Genomic DNA, 16925 nt, shown 5'->3' with positions numbered 1-16925 from the left:
AATCCGCTCGCGCCCACCGGACGCGAACGCTAGGCGCCGTCCGGCACGGCGAGCTGCTTGCGCAGTTCCGCGAGTACCGGCGCGCCGTCAGGCCGCACGCCGCGCCACACGTAAAACGACTCGGCCGCCTGCTCGACCAGCATCCCGAGACCATCCGCTGCGCGTGCGCCAAGCGTCCGCGCATGCTGCATGAAGACAGTCGGCTGCGCGCCGTACATCATGTCGTAGGCAAGCGTCTGCGTGCCGAATGCGCGGTTGTCGCATTCGGGGAGCGCGCCGTCCAGACTCCCCGCCGTTGCGTTGACGATGACGTCATACACAACCGGTTCCATTGCCTGCGCAGCGCCGCCGCCCAGACGGCAACCCACGTCGCGCGCCGCCTGCGCGAACTGCGCGACCAGCGCTTCGGCCTTCGCTGCCGTGCGATTGACGATAGTCAGTACGGCTGGCGCCCGCTCGAGCACCGGTAGTACGACGCCGCGCGCGGCCCCACCCGCGCCGAGCAGCAGCACGCGGGCGCCCGCCAGCGCGACGCCGAGGTTCACTTCGATGTCGCGCACGAGGCCGAAGCCATCGGTGTTGTCGCCATAGATGCCGGCCGCGTCGAATCGTAACGTATTCACCGCGCCTGCGGCCGCCGCGCGCGACGATAGCGTGTCGGCCAGCGCATGCGCGTCGAGCTTGAACGGCACCGTCACGTTCAGGCCGCGGCCGCCGGTTTCAATAAACTCGCGCACGTGCGGCACGAACGCATCGACCGGCGCAAGCAGACGGCCGTATTCGACCGGCTCGCCGGTCTGCTCGGCAAAGCGGGCATGAATCAACGGCGATTTGCTGTGCGCGATCGGATTGCCGATCACTGCATAGCGGTCGCGCGCGATAGCCGGCTTGCTCATCGGCCCGGCTCCGTTGCGTGATGCGGGTTGGACCCGGCGGCGTCCGCGCCGTCCGCGCCGTCCGCGTCGCCGTCGGGTTCGCCGCCGTGCGGCGTCGCGCCTTCGGCGGACGCCGCGTCACCCGCGTCCGCACCGTCCAGGTCCGCTTCGGCCTGCGCCTCGGCTTCGCTCTCAGCCGATTCGTCGGCTGCGTCGATGACTTCCTCGGCGCCTTCGCTATCGTCCGCTTCCTCGACGTCGGCACCGCTCGTGACCGACGGCGCATCGAGCACATGCACGAGGCGCACCGACGCCTCGATCGTCAGTTCATCGAGCGACATCACATCGAGCAGCACCCGCGTGCCGCGCGCATGTACACCGAGCCCCGGCACGTGCAGCAGCAGCGGCACCTCTTCGAGCCGCACGAGGTCGCCCTTCACCACCGTCGCGACGACCTGCTTCCGGCCTTCCTGTTTGATCCAGCGCAGGCACCAGAAGTACTCCATCCGACGCTGATGATCGGCGTACGCGGTATAGGTATCGTCAAAGCCCTGCACGACGGCGAACAGATCCGCGTCCTTCGGCTTGAACGGCGCGGCGAGCTTCGCGGTCACGCCATGGTGCACGCAGGCGAGCAATTGCCACTGGTTGACGAGGTCGACATAGCGGCGCAGCGGCGACGTGCTCCACGCGTACTGCGCGACGCCGAGCCCCTCATGCGGCGCCGCCGTGGTTTGCATCCTCGTGCGCTTCGGACCGGTCGGTGCGCCGAACGCGCGTTGCGACCGGTAGATGCCGGGCACGCCGTGGTCGTGCAGCAAGGCGCCCCACGTCGAGTTCGCGAGAATCGCGAGCTCCGCAACGATCAGGTCCAGCGGCGACCCGCGCCGGCGCGGCGTGATCGTCACATGTTCGCCCTCGACGTAGAAGTTGAAGTCAGTGTTGCGCTGCACTTCGCGTTTGAGGCCATAGCTCGCCCGCATCACCTGGCGCTTTTCGAACAGCGCCTGCGCGAACGGCCACAGCACCGCGATGTCGTCCTTGTGCGGATAATCGCCGGTGCCGGCGGCGAGCGCCGCTTCGGTCACCTGTTCATCGAGCGTGTTGTGCCGCAGGTTGGTCTTCACGAATACCAACTCGGCGCGCGTTTCGGTCGCGACGATGTCCTGAGTCTCGCGGTTCACGATGCTGTACAGCGACAGCGCCGGACGCATGCCGCCCTCGGCAAGCGTGAACACGTCAACCACGTCGTCCGGCAACATGGTGATCTTGTCGCCCGGCATATAGACCGTCGACAGCCGCGCGCGCGCAATCGCGTCGACCGCGTCGCCGCGCGTGATGCCAAGCGCCGGCGCCGCGATATGCACGCCGATCCGCACACGGCCATCGGACAGATGTTCGACCGAGAACGCATCGTCGATTTCGGTGGTCGTCACGTCGTCGATCGAGAACGCTTCGACCTCGGCTTGCGGCAGCTCTTCCGACAACGCGCCCGGCGTCACCGGCGCAAAACCGGTGCCATGCGGAAAATACTCGGACAGGAAGCGTGCCTCATGAAGCGCACGTGCCGATGGAATGCCGCCGCAATCCAGCATCAGGCGCGCAGGCGACACTCCGCGCTGCGCGGCGGCCGCTTCGAGCGCCTTGTACTCGATCGAGTTCTTGTCGGGCTTCGTCAACATCCCGAGCACCTTGCCGGCGAACGCGTCCGGCAGCCGCCCGTCCTTCAGTTCGGCTTCGTAGCCCGATTGCACGAGCGCCTGCTGACGCTTGCGTTCGAGCGACGCAAGCGCCATCTGCAGTTGCTCCTGCGGCGCGCGCTGGTACTGGCCGCGGCCCTTGCGCCGGAAGTAGACCGGCGCGCCGTGCATGCGCAGCACGAGCGCCGCACGTTCGATCGGCCCGAATGCGTCACCGAAGTATTCGGCGCCCAGCGTCGCGAACGGAAACTCCTCCTCCGGCGCGCACTCCCACAAAAAGTCGAGATCGATCTGCTGCGCGGCCGCGTCGGCCCGCTCCATCAGCTCGCCGGCGGCCGGCTTGTCGAACTCGATCAGCACGTCCTTTGCGCGCACCTTGGCGCGCCGTCCGCCCGGCAACTCGACCTGAAACGCATCGCCTTGCTTCGACAGCACGCTGCCTGCCTTGAAACTGCCCGATTCCTCAAAGAAAACGTTCACTCAATACTCTCATTCTGGCTTGCGTCGACCGCCGCGGTCCGCTCCCGTATGCATGGCAACCGGGATGCGTGTGCGCCGTGTCCTATCACGGCACGGCACCGCGTGCGGCAGTTTCAGATTCGTGGGGACAGCCGCGGTTTATTCCGTCTGTTGCGTCGCGGCGCCTTCGCGGGGCACGGCTGTCGGGTCCGGCGCGACGGAGACGGCCGCGGCGCTGTCGCAAAAGGCGAGCACGTCGTCGACATAGTCCGGGAACTCGCTGATCGTATGGTCGCTCCCTTCGATCAGCTTCGTTCGGGCAGCCGGATAGTGCGCGAGCATTTCGCGGTAATCGAGCACTTCGTCGCCGGTCGCCGCAAACAGATAATAGCGTTCGGGCCGCGTGATCGATGTGACGGCGAGCGCACGCATCTCGTCGAGATGATGCGATTCGACGACGATACTGCCGCCACCGTGCACGCGCGGCTGCTCGCCCAGATACGCGGACAGATCGCGCTGCGGCACGACCGCCGGATTTAGCAGCACGGCCGGCCAGCCGTGCTTTTCCGCCAGATGCGTCGCGAAGAAGCCGCCGAGCGAGCTGCCGATCAGCGCCACGCGCGCGGGCTGCGCGGCCGCGACCAGCGACTCGGCAAGCGCCACGGTTTCGAGTGGCGACACTGGCAGTTGCGGGCAGCACCATTCATCGCTGCGGCCAAGCGCGGCGAGCCGTTCAGCGAGCAGGCGCGCCTTGAACGATTGAGGCGACGAGCGGAATCCGTGCAGATAAAGAATCACGCGACGCCCCGCGCGAGCGCCGCCGGACGCATGGACAGCGCGTCGAGCAGCTTTTGATGCACGCCGCCGAAGCCGCCGTTGCTCATCACAAGCACGTGGTCGCCCGGCTGCGCGACCTCGACGACGGCCTTCACGAGCGCGTCGATGTCGTCGAATGCGCGCGCCTTGCCGCCCAGCGGCGCGAGCGCCTCTGCAAGATTCCAGCCGAGCGCGTCGCGACCGGCCGGCGCGCCGTAGCCGAAGACGAGATCCGCATCGGCCAGACTGCCGGGCAATTGCGCCTTCATCACACCGAGTTTCATCGTGTTAGAGCGTGGCTCGAGCACCGCGAGAATGCGCGTGTGCTTTCCGCCTTGAGCGCGACCGACACGCGTACGCAGGCCGGCAAGGGTGGTGTCGATCGCCGTCGGATGATGCGCGAAGTCGTCGTAGACCGTGACACCGTCGACGCTGCCGCGCACTTCCATGCGCCGCTTCACATTGCGGAATGTCGCGAGCGACCGCGCCGCCTGCGCGGGCGGCACGCCGACATGGCGCGCGGCGGCGATCGCGGCCAGCGCATTCATCCGGTTGTGCTCGCCCTGCACCTGCCAGTCGACCACGCCGACGCGCTCGGCGTGCTGATAGACCGCAAAGCGCTTATCGACCGGCACGCCTTGTTCGGCAACGAGCGCCTGCCAGCCGCCTTCGACACCGAAACGCTCGACCTCGCTCCAGCAGCCGCGCGTAAGCACGCGCTCGAGCGCGGCTTCGCGTCCGTTCGCGACGATCCGGCCGATGCGCGGAATGGTGCGCACGAGGTGATGGAATTGCGTTTCGATTGCAGCGAGATCGGCAAAGATGTCGGCGTGATCGAACTCGAGGTTGTTCAGGATCGCGGTGCGCGGCCGGTAGTGGACGAACTTCGAGCGTTTGTCGAAGAACGCGGTGTCGTACTCGTCGGCTTCGATTACAAAGAAGCTCGAATCGGTAAGCCGCGCCGACACCCCGAAGTTCAGCGGCACGCCGCCGATCAGGAAGCCCGGATTCATGCCCGCGTCTTCGAGCAGCCACGTCAGCATCGAGCTCGTGGTGGTCTTGCCGTGCGTGCCGGCGACCGCCAGCACCCATTTGCCGTTCAGCACATGCTCGCCGAGCCACTGCGGGCCCGACACATACGGCAAACCGCGGTCGAGAATCGCCTCCATCAGCGGATTGCCACGCGATACGACATTGCCGATCACGAACAGATCAGGCTTCAGATCGACCTGCTCCGCGCCGTAACCCTCGATAAGCCCGATGCCTTGCGCTTCGAGCTGCGTGCTCATCGGCGGATAGACACCGGCGTCGCAGCCGGTCACCTGGTGGCCCGCGCTGCGCGCGAGCACCGCCAGACCGCCCATGAACGTGCCGCAGATACCGAGGATGTGGATGTGCATAGAGCGGTCCTTGCAAAGGCGGCTATTGTACCCGACGACCCGCGCCGGCCGGGGCTGCAAGGCCCGAAAAGACCTGGTGCAAGGGGGTGGCCGCGCGCAAAAGGCCGCCTCACAATCTCTAGTATGATTACCTGATGGTCCGCAAACTACATTTCGACCCGACGCGCGTGCGCGAAGAAATCGCGATCGCGGCTGCGCGAATGATCGCGGAAGACGGTCTCGACTACTCGACGGCCAAGCGCAAAGCCGCGCGGCAGGTCGTCGGGGAGACGCGCGTTTCCGGCGATTGGCTGCCGGATAACGACCAGATCGAAGAAGAAATCCGCGAATACCAGTCGCTGTTCCAGGGCGACACGCAGCCGGCGGTGTTGCGCCGGCTGCGCGAGATTGCGCTCGACTGGATGCAGCGCCTCGCACCGTTCAATCCGTATCTGACCGGCGCGGTGCTGGGCGGCACGGCGGGCGAGCACTCGGATATTCACCTGCAGGCGTTTTGCGACAACCCGAAAGAAGTCGCCATTTACCTGCTGAATCAGAACCTGCCGTACGACGTTTCAGAAACCCGACATTTTGCCGGGCGCGGCTACGTGGAGACGCTGAGCTTCCTGTGGCGGCCGCCGTCGGAAGGACGTGGCGCGGAATCGGTCGGCATTCACGTCGCGCTGTATGGCACCGACGACCTGCGCGGTGCGGTGCGCGCCGATGCGCGCGGCCGGCTTGCGCGCGCGAGTCTCCAGGCGGTTCAGGCGTTGCTCGACGAAAGCAACGCCGCACCTTCTACCAATTGAGCAGACCTTAGATGAACATGAAGCGGATTCTGACGGGGGTGGCGGTCGCGGTGGTCGCGGTCGCGGGCGGCGTGGCAGCCAGTCACTGGATGCTCGGCGATTCGCTGACCAAAGTCGCGCACGCGGCGGCGCCCGCATCGACACTGGCCCCGGCAAGCGCGGTCGACCAGTTGTGGTCGGCATCGGTCACGAACGTGGATGGCAAGCCGCAGTCGCTGAGCCTGCTGAAGGGCCGCCCGGTCGTCATCAATTTCTGGGCATCGTGGTGCGGGCCGTGCGTCGAGGAAATGCCGTCGTTAAGCCAGCTTCACCGCGAATACGCGAAAAAAGGCATCGAGTTCGTCGGCCTTGGCGTGGACTCCGACAAAAACATCAAAGCCTTTCTGCAAAAGGTGCGGGTCGACTACCCGATTTACGTGATCGGCTTCGGCGGCGCCGACCTTGCACGCGCGTTTGGCAACAATGCGGGCGCGTTGCCGTTCACCGTCGTGATTGACGCAAAAGGCGTCGTTCGGTCGACAAAATTGGGCCAGATTCAGCCAAATGAGCTGAAAGCTACGCTCGATGCGCTCTGACCTCGACAATTTGTCGACGTTTAATTGAGGTCGGAACCGTGCGATTTATGCACCAATCGACTGAGTTTGAGAGAAGTTGCGCTTTGCCCGGTAGGCGGCTGCGTCGCCGGGTCCTGTCCGGGCGTTCGAGAAACTAGACAAATTTCTCTAAACAGCGCTAAAGTGCCGCGAATTCCACGGAAATAGAAGCGACCATGACGCGACTGTTGGTTCTGCACGGCCCCAACCTCAATCTTCTCGGCACCCGGGAACCGGAGGTTTATGGCCGCGTGACGCTGCCGCAGATCGATCAGGCGCTGGCGGACCGCGCAGCGGACGCCGGCGTCGAACTCGCGTCGTTCCAGAGCAATCATGAAGGCGCGCTCATCGATCGCATCCATTCCGCGCGGAACGAAAAAACCGATTTCATCCTGATCAACCCCGCTGCGTATACGCATACCAGCGTGGCGATTCGGGACGCGCTAGCGGGCGTCGGCATCCCGTTCGTCGAGATTCATCTGTCGAACGTGCATCGCCGCGAATCGTTCCGGCACCACTCGTATTTCTCCGACCTCGCCGAGGGCGTTATCTGCGGTCTTGGCTGGAAGGGATACCTGTACGCACTCGAGTTCGCGCTCGACCGGCTGTCCGCGCAGGCGGCCAGCGAATCGTCGCGCGGCTGAACCCAGAACACGAATTGAGCGCCGGCTCGCGCAAGCCTCCGGCGCACCCACGCATTGAAAGGGGTATGCCCATGGATCTACGTAAACTGAAGACTCTGATCGACCTCGTCTCCGAATCTGGCATTTCGGAGCTGGAAGTCACGGAGGGCGAAGGCAAGGTGCGCATCGTGAAGAACGCGCCGCCGGTTTACGTGCAGTCGCCCGCTCCGCAATACGCGCCGCAGATCGGCACCGCCGCGCCGATGCATCCGGCCGGCCCCGCGATGGAAGGCGCGGCCGCCGCACCGGCCGTGCCGGCGCCCGCTCAGCCGCAAGGGCATGTGGTCACTTCACCGATGGTCGGCACGTTCTACCGCGCGCCGTCGCCAGGCGCCGATCCGTTCGTGCAGGTCGGCGACTCGGTCAAGGAAGGCCAGACGATCTGCATCATCGAAGCGATGAAGCTGTTGAACGAAATCGAATCCGACCAGACCGGCGTAGTCAAGGAAATCCTCGTCGAAAACGGCCAGGCCGTCGAATATGGCCAGCCGCTCTTCGTGATCGGCTGACGCGGCGCGATCCGCACCCTGCTCGCGCGCCCGCCCTTCTGCTGAAACGTGAAATGGGTGCGCGACCGATCCTCAGCGGCAGCCGCAGGCGATCACGCCGCGGCGCCCATTGATGAGTCGAATATCCGCTATGTTTGAAAAAATCCTCATTGCCAATCGCGGCGAAATCGCGCTCCGAATTCAGCGCGCGTGCCGCGAGCTCGGCGTCAAGACGGTCGTTGTCTATTCGGAAGCCGACAAGGAAGCCAAGTACGTGAAGCTCGCCGATGAGGCGGTCTGTATCGGCCCGGCACCGTCGAATCTGAGCTATCTGAATATGCCCGCGCTGATCAGCGCGGCCGAAGTGACCGACGCCGAAGCGATTCACCCCGGCTACGGCTTCCTGTCGGAAAACGCCGACTTCGCCGAGCGCGTCGAGCAGTCGGGCTTCGTGTTTATCGGCCCGCGCCCGGAGACGATCCGCCTGATGGGCGACAAGGTGTCGGCCAAGCAGACGATGATCAAGACCGGCGTGCCGTGCGTGCCCGGCTCCGAAGGCGCGCTGCCGGACGATCCGAAAGAGATCGTCAAGATGGCGCGCTCGGTCGGCTACCCGGTGATCATCAAGGCGGCGGGCGGCGGCGGCGGACGCGGGATGCGCGTCGTGCACACCGAGGCGGCGCTCGTCAACGCGGTCAACATGACGCGTGAAGAAGCGGGCCGCGCGTTCGGCAACTCGCAGGTCTACATGGAGAAGTTCCTCGAGAACCCGCGCCACGTCGAAATCCAGGTGCTGGCGGATTCATACCGGAACGCGATCTGGCTCGGCGAGCGTGACTGCTCGATGCAGCGCCGTCACCAGAAAGTGATCGAGGAAGCGCCGGCGCCCGGCATCGCGCGCCGCCTGATCGACCGCATCGGCGACCGCTGCGCGGACGCATGCAAGAAGATGGGCTACCTGGGCGCGGGCACGTTCGAGTTCCTGTATGAAAACGGCGAGTTCTACTTCATCGAAATGAACACGCGCGTGCAGGTCGAGCACCCGGTCACCGAGCTGATCACCGGTGTCGATATCGTGCAGGAGCAGATCCGCATCGCCGCCGGCGAGAAACTTGCGTTCCGCCAGCGCGACATCCAGTTCCGCGGGCACGCGATCGAATGCCGCATCAACGCGGAAGACCCGTTCAAGTTCATCCCGTCGCCGGGCCGGCTGACGTCGTGGCATATGCCGGGCGGTCCCGGCATCCGCGTCGACTCGCATGCGTATAACGGCTATTTCGTGCCGCCGAACTATGATTCGATGATCGGCAAGCTGATCGCGTACGGCGCGACGCGGGAACAGGCGATCAAGCGGATGCGCATCGCCCTTTCCGAAATGGTCGTCGAAGGGATTCAGACCAACATTCCACTGCACCGTGAACTGATGCTCGATGCGAAGTTCGTCGAAGGCGGCACCAGCATTCACTACCTCGAAAACCGGCTTGCCGCGAAGCAGCAGGTTGCGCCGGAAGAAGCGTAAGCGATGAGCTATCGGGAAGTGGTCGTCGAACTGGCGCGCGAGCACGCGGAAGGGTTGTCCGACGCGCTGCTCGAATTGGGCGCGCTGTCGGTATCCGTGGAAGACGCGGACGCCGACACGCCCGATGAGCAGCCGCTCTTCGGCGAACCGGGACTCACGCCGGAGCGCACCGCATGGCAACGCTCGCGCGTCGTCGCGCTGCTTGCGCGGGAGCACGAGCCGGCGGTGCTGCTCGCGGCCGCGGCGAACGAACTTGGCCTCACGCCCACGCCGCCGTTCACGGTGCGCGATGTCGAGGAGCAGGATTGGGTGCGTCTCACGCAATCGCAATTCGACCCGATTCCGATCGGCAAACGCATCTGGGTCGTGCCGTCATGGCATGACGCGCCGGACCCCGACGCGCTCGTGCTCGAGCTTGACCCAGGGCTTGCGTTCGGCACCGGTAGCCATCCGACCACACGTCTGTGCATGGAATGGCTCGAAGAAGCGATCGCCCCCGGGCAGTCGCTGCTTGATTACGGCTGCGGCTCCGGCATTCTGGCGATTCTCGCGAAGAAATGCGGTGCGAACCCGGTGGTCGGCATCGATATCGATACCCAGGCTGTCGAGTCCGCGCGATACAACAGCGAGCGCAATCGTGCCGAGGTCACTTACGGATTGCCGGCCGATTGCCCGGCCGGCGAGTTCGACATCGTTGTCGCGAACATACTGTCGAACCCGCTGAAGCTGATGGCGTCGATGCTCGCGACGAAGGTGAAACCCGGCGGACGCCTTGCGCTGTCAGGCATTCTCACGCGGCAGGCGCTCGACGTGGCAAGCGCCTACACGCCGTGGATCGACATTTCGGTATGGCGGGAACATGACGGCTGGGTGTGCCTCGCCGGGACCCGCCGCGAAACCCATTAGAATAGGGCATATTTTCCACTCAACGGCCCCGCGCGGCTCCCCGGTTCATATGGTCCTTGCGACGCGCTGTCCCTTCTGCGAAACCGTCTTCCGCCTTCAACCCGCGCAGCTGGCGCTGCGCCGCGGGCTCGTGCGCTGCGGACACTGCCGCGAAGTATTCGATGCGTCGAGCAGCCTGTTCGATCTGGCTGAAGGCATCGATTTCTCCGCCGCAAAGCCGGTCACCGCCGACGAAGTCGCGCGGTTGATCGCGCAGGAGCCTCGTGATCAGGCTGCGGGATCGGGTACTGCGGAAGCTGCACCTGCGTCAGCTTTCCCATTGGGTACGGGTGAACATGCTGCGCCCGCACCATCGGCGCAACCGGCGGTGGATTCACCGACTTCCGGTTCCGGTCCCGCGACGGCCGTGCCGTCGGCGTCGCCCGATGCCGCTGCGCCCGGCGCAGTTGATCCCGGCTCACCGGATTTCCGCGCGGAAAGCTGGAACCCTTGGGCGCCCGCGCCGGACGCTTCCGTCGATCGCCGTATCCGCCATAACGCCGCGACCATTCCGTATAACCCGGTCACGATTCCGCAGTCCGCACAGCCCAAGCTCAAGCTCGAGTTCACCGACGGGCAGGATCTACATCTCGAGAACGCGACCGCGCGGCCCGTCGAGCCGACCTTCAGGACCGCGCCGGAACCTGCGGCAGCGCCCCCTGAGCAAGCCGCGCAGCCCGACACGGTCACGCCACCGCCGCATGCATGGCGCCATGCACAGGCACGCCCCGAACCCGCGCTCGAGCCCGATGACCGCACGCGTGTCCCGCCGGGCATTGCCGATGGTGAGCCGCATTTCGGACCGGGTCCCGGTCCGGCAGCCGCCGCGGCGCCGGCCGCCGCGGCACCGTTCGCGTCGGCGCTGCACGATGACGACAATGCGTTCGCCGTCGTCCGCGAAAAGCGTGCTGCCGAACCGCGGCGCGTCGGCTGGCGCATCGCCGGCATCGTGGTCGCGCTCGCGCTGTTTGTCGTGCTGCTCGCGCAGCTCGCGTGGTGGCAGCGCGAAACGGTGATGGTCTACGCACCCAGCACGCGGTTGATGTTCGCTCAGGTGTGCGAGCAGCTTGGCTGCACGTTCTCGCCGCCGCGCGACATCGAAGGCTTGCAGGTCGAGCCGTCCGATCTGCGCCAGGTCGATGGCCCGCACAAGCTCGAGTTGCGCATGCCGCTGCACAACCGGTTCAACGTGCCGCTCGCGTACCCGGCCGTCGAGTTGACGCTGCTCGACGAACACAACAACATCGCGGTACGCCGCGTGCTATGGCCGCAGGACTACGTGAAGCCGGGCACGCCGATTGCCGCGGGCCTGCCGCCGCGCACGACCGAAACCATGTTCGTGCGGCTCGATACCGGCGGTGCGACCGCAACGAATTTCCGCGTACAGATTTTCTATCCGTGATGCGGGCGGCGAGAGTCGCCGCTCGTTTCACCGTTCGCTAATCCCTGACGAATTTTCGGAGCACAAACATGAGTCAAGTCACCCTGGGTGGCAACCCGATCGAAGTCGCCGGCACGTTCCCGTCCGTCGGCCAGCAGGCGCCCGCGTTCACACTGGTCGGCAAGGATCTGAAGTCGCTGACGCTCGCCGATTTTGCCGGCAAGCGCAAAGTGCTCAATATCGTGCCGAGCCTCGACACGCCGACCTGCGCAACGTCGACCCGCAAGTTCAACGAAGCGGCCGGCAAGCTCGCGAACACCGCGGTCGTCGTCGTGTCGGGCGATCTGCCGTTTGCCGCGACGCGCTTTTGCACGACCGAAGGCATCGCGAACGTGGTAACCGCGTCGACGTTCCGCGGCCATGAGTTTGCGCGCGCCTATGGCGTCGATATCACGAGCGGCCCGCTTACCGGGCTGACCGCGCGCGCGGTGGTCGTGATCGATGAAAACGACAAGGTCCTGCACGCCGAGCTGGTCAACGAAATCAAGACCGAGCCGAACTATGACGCCGCGCTCGCCGCACTGAAATAACACACTGACGTAAGCTGCGCGCACCTTGCGCATTGGTCGCGCACGCGCCGCGCTTCGGGCCAATCAGGCCGCGAATGCGCGGCGTTGTCGTATCAGCGCGGCGTTTTTTACATTTTTTGCTGTTTCGACTTTTACAGGACCCTCGCCTTGGCTACGCTGATTTGCGGTTCGCTCGCCTACGACAACATCATGACCTTCGAAGGCCGGTTTCGGGAGCACATCCTGCCGGAACAGGTCCATATCCTCAACGTCAGCTTCCTCGTGCCGACGATGCGCCGTGAATTCGGCGGCTGCGCGGGCAACATCGCGTATGCGCTTCATCTGCTTGGCGGCGATGCGCGCATCATGGCGACGCTCGGCGCAGTCGATGCGCAGCTGTATATCGACCGCCTCGATCACCTCGGTCTCGCGAAGACGCACGTTCGGGTGTTGCCCGACACCTACTCCGCGCAGGCGATGATCACGACCGATCTCGAAAACAACCAGATCACCGCGTTCCACCCGGGCGCGATGATGCAATCGCATCTGAACCGCGCGGACGAAGCAAAAGACATCACGCTAGGAATCGTCGCGCCGGACGGCTTCGACGGGATGATCCAGCATTCCGAACAATTCGCGGCGGCACGCGTGCCGTTCGTGTTCGATCCGGGCCAGGGACTGCCGCTGTTCGACGGCGCGTCGCTGCGGCGCATGATTGAACTTGCCACTTACGTTGCGGTCAACGATTACGAAGCTAAACTGGTAAGTAACAAGACCGGCTGGTCGATCGAGGAAATCGCGAGCCGCGTTGATGCGCTGATTGTTACGCGCGGCGAGCACGGTTCGCAGATCTATCACGCAGGCGGCATCGAAGACATTCCGGCGGTGAAAGCACAACGCGTGCTCGACCCGACGGGTTGCGGCGACGCATTTCGCGGCGGTCTCCTGTACGGCATCGAAAAACAACTTGGCTGGGCAACCGCGGGGCGCCTTGCGAGCCTGATGGGTGCGCTGAAGATCGAGCACCAGGGGCCGCAGAATTATGCGCCGTCGCGGGCGGAGATCAATGAGCGGTTCAAACTGGCGTTTGGCTATATGCTCGACGCTTGAGTTGCGGCGCGGCAGTCATAGCGTCAGGAAGTTCGGGGCCTGTCGAGGCCCACACTCACCGGGAGTGTAAAAGATGAAAACAACGAATCGTTCGATGAATCGGCTAACGGTCGCCGCATCGGTGGCTTTTACAATCGCCGGCGCGCTGGCGATGTCCGGGTGTGCGTCCAACAGCAGTTCGCCTAACGTCTTCACCGCATCGCAAGCGCAGCGCGAGGCGACGGTACGGATGGCGACGGTCGATAGCGTACGCCCCGTGAGGATCAGCTCGAACAACGGCCAACCGACGGGCTTGGGCCTCGTCGGCGGCGGCGCGATTGGCGGCATTGCTGGCAGCCAGATCGGCGGCGGCACCGGCTCGGTCGTCACTGGCATCATCGGCGGCCTCGCGGGCGCGGTGGCCGGTAACGCGGTCGAGAATGCGGCGGCCATGCGCGACGGCGTCGAAATCACCGTGCGTCTCGACAATGGCGACCTGCGTGCGATCACCCAAACGAACACCGGCGAGGTTTTCCGCGCAGGCGACCGGGTGCGGTTGATCTCGAGCGGTGGCATTACCCGCGTGACTCACTGACAAGCGCACCCACGGGCACATCGCCGCAGATCTATCCGTTTCCCAGGCCGCGGCAGCCTTATACCGCTGTCGCAGGCCGACCTCACACGCATGCCTCCCCTGTGCATGCGTTTTTTTTGCCCGCCGTCGCTGACAGATACAACGGACATAATGGACAAACGAAACGGCGCAGGCAAAAAAAATCCCGTCGCAGCACGCCGCGACGGGACGGACGATTGAGTAGCGCTACTCAACCGAGCCGACACGCGCCTTGAATGCGCGCAGCGCCGGCTCTTACTGCATGAGGCTCTGCTTGTGCCTCTGCTTGTGCCTATTACGGACGCGGACCAGTCGGAAACGGCCATGCAGCAGCCGGATTCAACGCGGTCTTGACCGTCGAAGCAGGCGCCGACGATGCAGCGGGCGCAGCCGGAGCCGGGGCAGCCTTCTTCGCGACAGCCTTCTTCGCAGGGGCAGCCTTCTTCGCAGGCGCAGCGGCCTTCTTCGCGGCAGCCTTCTTCGCAGGGCCAGCCTTCTTCGCCGCCTTCTTCGCAGGGGCCTTCTTCGCAGCAGCCTTCTTCGCTACTTTCTTCGCAGCGGCCTTCTTCGCCGGCGCCTTCTTCGCAGCAACCTTCTTCGCTGCGGTCTTCTTCGCCGGTGCTGCCTTCTTCGCTGCGACCTTCTTCACTGCGACTTTCTTCGCAGCGACCTTCTTTGCTGCTGCCTTCTTCGCCGGCGCCTTCTTGGCGGCAACCTTCTTCGCTACCACTTTCTTCGCAGTAACCTTCTTCACCGCGACTTTCTTGGCAGCTGCCTTTTTAGCCGGAGCGGCCTTCTTGGCGGCAACCTTCTTCACTGCCGCTTTCTTCGCAGCAGGCTTCTTTTTGGCCATTGCCATAATTTTCTCCTTCAGGTTTCAGATGAGAGTTAAATCAAACTACACCCTTCGTCATCAAAACCCGTTTCCCGCGGACGCTTTTCAGGGCATGCGCTACGAAGCGGGCTATTCATCGGCGTACGCCTATCCAACGCGCTTACGCTAATGAATACGGTAAGGCGCGCGGTGTCCCGTGACACCGCGCGCCAAGTCCAGTCGACGTCGGATACCGACGCCGGCAAGCGTTTGATCAAGCCGCCCGCGATCGCGTTAGCCATCCGGCGCGCAGCTTTTCGTAAGGGGAAGTTTGCCCATCCCACTGAAGGGTTCGCAAAGTGCCTCTGATCTTTGTGGGCCCGGTTGGGGACCCATGGGGCGCCCATGGCGCCCGGCACGCTCTGCACAGGCAGTCATACTCCTAACCAATATGCCGCGGCCCTTGCCGGCGGCATCCCCATCAATCTCATACGCGGCGCGTGGGAGGTTTATTCCCAGGAGAGCGCGCCGCCAGTCTGATATTCGATCACCCGCGTCTCGAAGAAGTTGCGTTCCTTCTTCAGGTCGATCATCTCGCTCATCCACGGGAACGGGTTTTCCTCGTTCGGGAACAGCGGATCGAGACCGATCTGCTGGCAACGGCGGTTGCAGATGAAGCGCAGATAGCTCTTGAACATCGACGCGTTCAGACCGAGTACCCCCCGTGGCATCGTGTCTTCGGCGTAGCGATATTCAAGGTCGACCGCCTGCTTGAACAGCTCGCGGATTTCCGCGCGGAATTCCGCCGTCCACAGGTGCGGGTTTTCAAGCTTGATCTGGTTGATCAGGTCGATGCCGAAATTGCAGTGCATCGACTCGTCGCGCAGGATGTACTGGTACTGCTCCGCCGCGCCGGTCATTTTGTTCTGGCGGCCGAGCGCCAGGATTTGTGTGAAACCGACGTAGAAGAACAACCCCTCCATCACACAGGCGAACACGATCAGCGACTTGAGCAGCTTCTGGTCTGCTTCGAGCGTACCGGTCTTGAAGGCCGGGTCGGTCAGCGTATGGATGAATGGGATCAGGAATTCGTCTTTGGCGCGAATCGACGCGACCTCGTGGTACGCGTTGAAGATCTCGCCCTCGTCGAGCCCGAGCGACTCGACGATGTACTGGTACGCGTGCGTGTGGATCGCCTCTTCGAACGCCTGGCGCAGCAGGAACTGGCGGCATTCGGGCGCCGTGATGTGGCGGTAGGTGCCGAGCACGATGTTGTTCGCCGCGAGCGAGTCGGCCGTCACGAAGAAGCCGAGGTTGCGCTTGATGACGCGGCGCTCGTCCTCGGTCAGCCCGTTCGGGTCTTTCCACAGTGCGATGTCGCGGGACATGTTGATTTCCTGCGGCATCCAGTGGTTCGCGCAACCGGACAGATACTTCTCCCACGCCCACTTGTACTTGAACGGCACCAGCTGATTGACGTCGGTCTGGCCGTTGATGATGCGTTTGTCGGCGACATTCACACGCGCTTCGGACGAAGCGGCGGCGGCAGCGGTGGCGCTGGAAGCAGCGGTCGGCGCTGCGGCCTGGTCAGCAAGACGGGTGACAGCGGGAGCGACGGCGATGTCGCCCGCGAAGATGTCCTGAGCCGAGGGAGCTTGATGAGCGGAACGCGTTTCGACTTGCGAACCGACAGCCGTTCCCGCAGCGTTGCGCAACACGTTTTGTTGCGAAGCGCTCGACGGAGTTACGGCAGTGATCTCGTCATCCCAGTTGAGCATAAATGTCACCATCAATTTAGATCGGTTTGTACCATCTTTTCACGAGCGATAAAAGGGCTCGCTCATGAAAATGCGTGTTTTCGATTCACGTTGAGACCTCCATACAACACTTTGTTCAACAGACTGTGAAGGTCGATGCAGTGAACCCGATTGAAATGCGTGTCGTCGACGTGTTGCACTTCATCGTTGATCGTTGTTTCGAAGCGGTGTTGAAGGTGCTTTTGCAATCACTTCGAAGGTGATGCAAAGACGCCAGCAACGTGCTTTGCGACTCGTTCGGCTGGTCCTCGATCGGATCGCGATGCCGTCGCGTACCGCGTTATCTACTGCGTTGAACACCGCGTGTGCCGTGCTTGTGGCACGGTTCGAAGCCGCACGAAGCAGTTCAAGGCCGTTCAAAGCAGATCGGGCAGCG

At 64.1% G+C, this 16925-nt stretch carries 17 protein-coding genes; 10 read left to right on the top strand and 7 right to left on the bottom strand.

The window, feature by feature from the left end; all coding sequences use genetic code 11:
* Positions 1-29: 29 nt before the first annotated feature.
* The 4 genes from aroE to mpl form a co-directional block, all read right to left on the bottom strand.
* Positions 30-896, bottom strand: coding sequence for a shikimate dehydrogenase (aroE, locus tag HV796_RS22855; protein ID WP_175228782.1), 867 nt, complete (start codon positions 894-896; stop codon positions 30-32).
* A complete protein-coding gene (locus HV796_RS22850) occupies positions 893-3055 on the bottom strand; it encodes a ribonuclease catalytic domain-containing protein (RefSeq protein WP_175228781.1) in 2163 nt (720 codons plus the stop codon). The genes aroE and HV796_RS22850 overlap by 4 nt, the downstream gene beginning before the upstream one ends.
* 138 nt (positions 3056-3193) lie before the next feature.
* On the bottom strand, positions 3194-3832 hold the full coding sequence (locus HV796_RS22845) for a YqiA/YcfP family alpha/beta fold hydrolase (protein ID WP_175228780.1): 639 nt from the start codon (positions 3830-3832) through the stop codon (positions 3194-3196).
* Positions 3829-5310 (bottom strand): UDP-N-acetylmuramate:L-alanyl-gamma-D-glutamyl-meso-diaminopimelate ligase, encoded by a 1482-nt coding sequence (mpl, locus tag HV796_RS22840; protein ID WP_377693277.1) that lies wholly within the window; start codon positions 5308-5310, stop codon positions 3829-3831. The genes HV796_RS22845 and mpl overlap by 4 nt, the downstream gene beginning before the upstream one ends.
* A 74-nt stretch (positions 5311-5384) precedes the next feature.
* Here mpl and HV796_RS22835 point away from each other — a divergent pair, with 74 nt between their 5' ends.
* The 10 genes from HV796_RS22835 (at position 5385) to HV796_RS22790 (ending at position 13900) form a co-directional block, all read left to right on the top strand.
* Positions 5385-6038, top strand: coding sequence for a UDP-N-acetylmuramate--alanine ligase (locus HV796_RS22835; RefSeq protein WP_175228778.1), 654 nt, complete (start codon positions 5385-5387; stop codon positions 6036-6038).
* Positions 6039-6055: 17 nt separating this feature from the next.
* A complete protein-coding gene (locus tag HV796_RS22830) occupies positions 6056-6613 on the top strand; it encodes a TlpA family protein disulfide reductase (protein ID WP_175228823.1) in 558 nt (185 codons plus the stop codon).
* 194 nt (positions 6614-6807) lie between these two features.
* A complete protein-coding gene (gene aroQ, locus HV796_RS22825) occupies positions 6808-7275 on the top strand; it encodes a type II 3-dehydroquinate dehydratase (RefSeq protein ID WP_175228777.1) in 468 nt (155 codons plus the stop codon).
* Between the two features lie 71 nt (positions 7276-7346).
* Entirely contained in the window at positions 7347-7823 is a 477-nt protein-coding gene (gene accB, locus HV796_RS22820; protein WP_175228776.1) for an acetyl-CoA carboxylase biotin carboxyl carrier protein, read from the top strand.
* 130 nt (positions 7824-7953) lie between these two features.
* Positions 7954-9321, top strand: a complete 1368-nt coding sequence (gene accC, locus HV796_RS22815) for an acetyl-CoA carboxylase biotin carboxylase subunit (RefSeq protein WP_175228775.1) — start codon at positions 7954-7956, stop codon at positions 9319-9321.
* A gap of 3 nt (positions 9322-9324) precedes the next feature.
* Positions 9325-10227 carry a 50S ribosomal protein L11 methyltransferase gene (gene prmA, locus HV796_RS22810; RefSeq protein ID WP_175228774.1) on the top strand — a complete coding sequence of 301 codons (903 nt, stop codon included), beginning with the start codon at positions 9325-9327 and terminating at the stop codon, positions 10225-10227.
* A gap of 49 nt (positions 10228-10276) precedes the next feature.
* On the top strand, positions 10277-11668 hold the full coding sequence (locus tag HV796_RS22805) for a zinc-ribbon and DUF3426 domain-containing protein (protein ID WP_175228773.1): 1392 nt from the start codon (positions 10277-10279) through the stop codon (positions 11666-11668).
* 68 nt (positions 11669-11736) lie between these two features.
* Positions 11737-12237 (top strand): thiol peroxidase, encoded by a 501-nt coding sequence (gene tpx, locus HV796_RS22800; protein WP_175228772.1) that lies wholly within the window; start codon positions 11737-11739, stop codon positions 12235-12237.
* Positions 12238-12384: 147 nt separating this feature from the next.
* Complete coding sequence (locus HV796_RS22795) at positions 12385-13326, top strand: carbohydrate kinase family protein (RefSeq protein ID WP_175228771.1); 942 nt, start codon at positions 12385-12387, stop codon at positions 13324-13326.
* Between the two features lie 73 nt (positions 13327-13399).
* Complete coding sequence (locus tag HV796_RS22790; RefSeq protein WP_175228770.1) at positions 13400-13900, top strand: outer membrane lipoprotein; 501 nt, start codon at positions 13400-13402, stop codon at positions 13898-13900.
* A gap of 313 nt (positions 13901-14213) precedes the next feature.
* On the opposite strand, the gene HV796_RS22785 is transcribed toward HV796_RS22790, so the two are convergent.
* The 3 genes from HV796_RS22785 to HV796_RS22780 all read right to left on the bottom strand — a co-directional run bounded on the left by HV796_RS22785 (position 14214) and on the right by HV796_RS22780 (position 16510).
* Positions 14214-14777 carry a histone H1-like DNA-binding protein gene (locus HV796_RS22785; protein WP_175228769.1) on the bottom strand — a complete coding sequence of 188 codons (564 nt, stop codon included), beginning with the start codon at positions 14775-14777 and terminating at the stop codon, positions 14214-14216.
* A gap of 29 nt (positions 14778-14806) precedes the next feature.
* A complete protein-coding gene (locus HV796_RS44225; RefSeq protein WP_377693271.1) occupies positions 14807-15160 on the bottom strand; it encodes a hypothetical protein in 354 nt (117 codons plus the stop codon).
* Positions 15161-15241: 81 nt separating this feature from the next.
* Complete coding sequence (locus tag HV796_RS22780; RefSeq protein WP_175228768.1) at positions 15242-16510, bottom strand: ribonucleotide-diphosphate reductase subunit beta; 1269 nt, start codon at positions 16508-16510, stop codon at positions 15242-15244.
* Positions 16511-16925 lie beyond the last annotated feature (415 nt).

Source organism: Paraburkholderia humisilvae (assembly GCF_902859855.1).
In the GTDB taxonomy this organism is placed as follows: domain Bacteria; phylum Pseudomonadota; class Gammaproteobacteria; order Burkholderiales; family Burkholderiaceae; genus Paraburkholderia; species Paraburkholderia humisilvae.
This window is presented reverse-complemented; position numbering and strand designations above follow the sequence as displayed.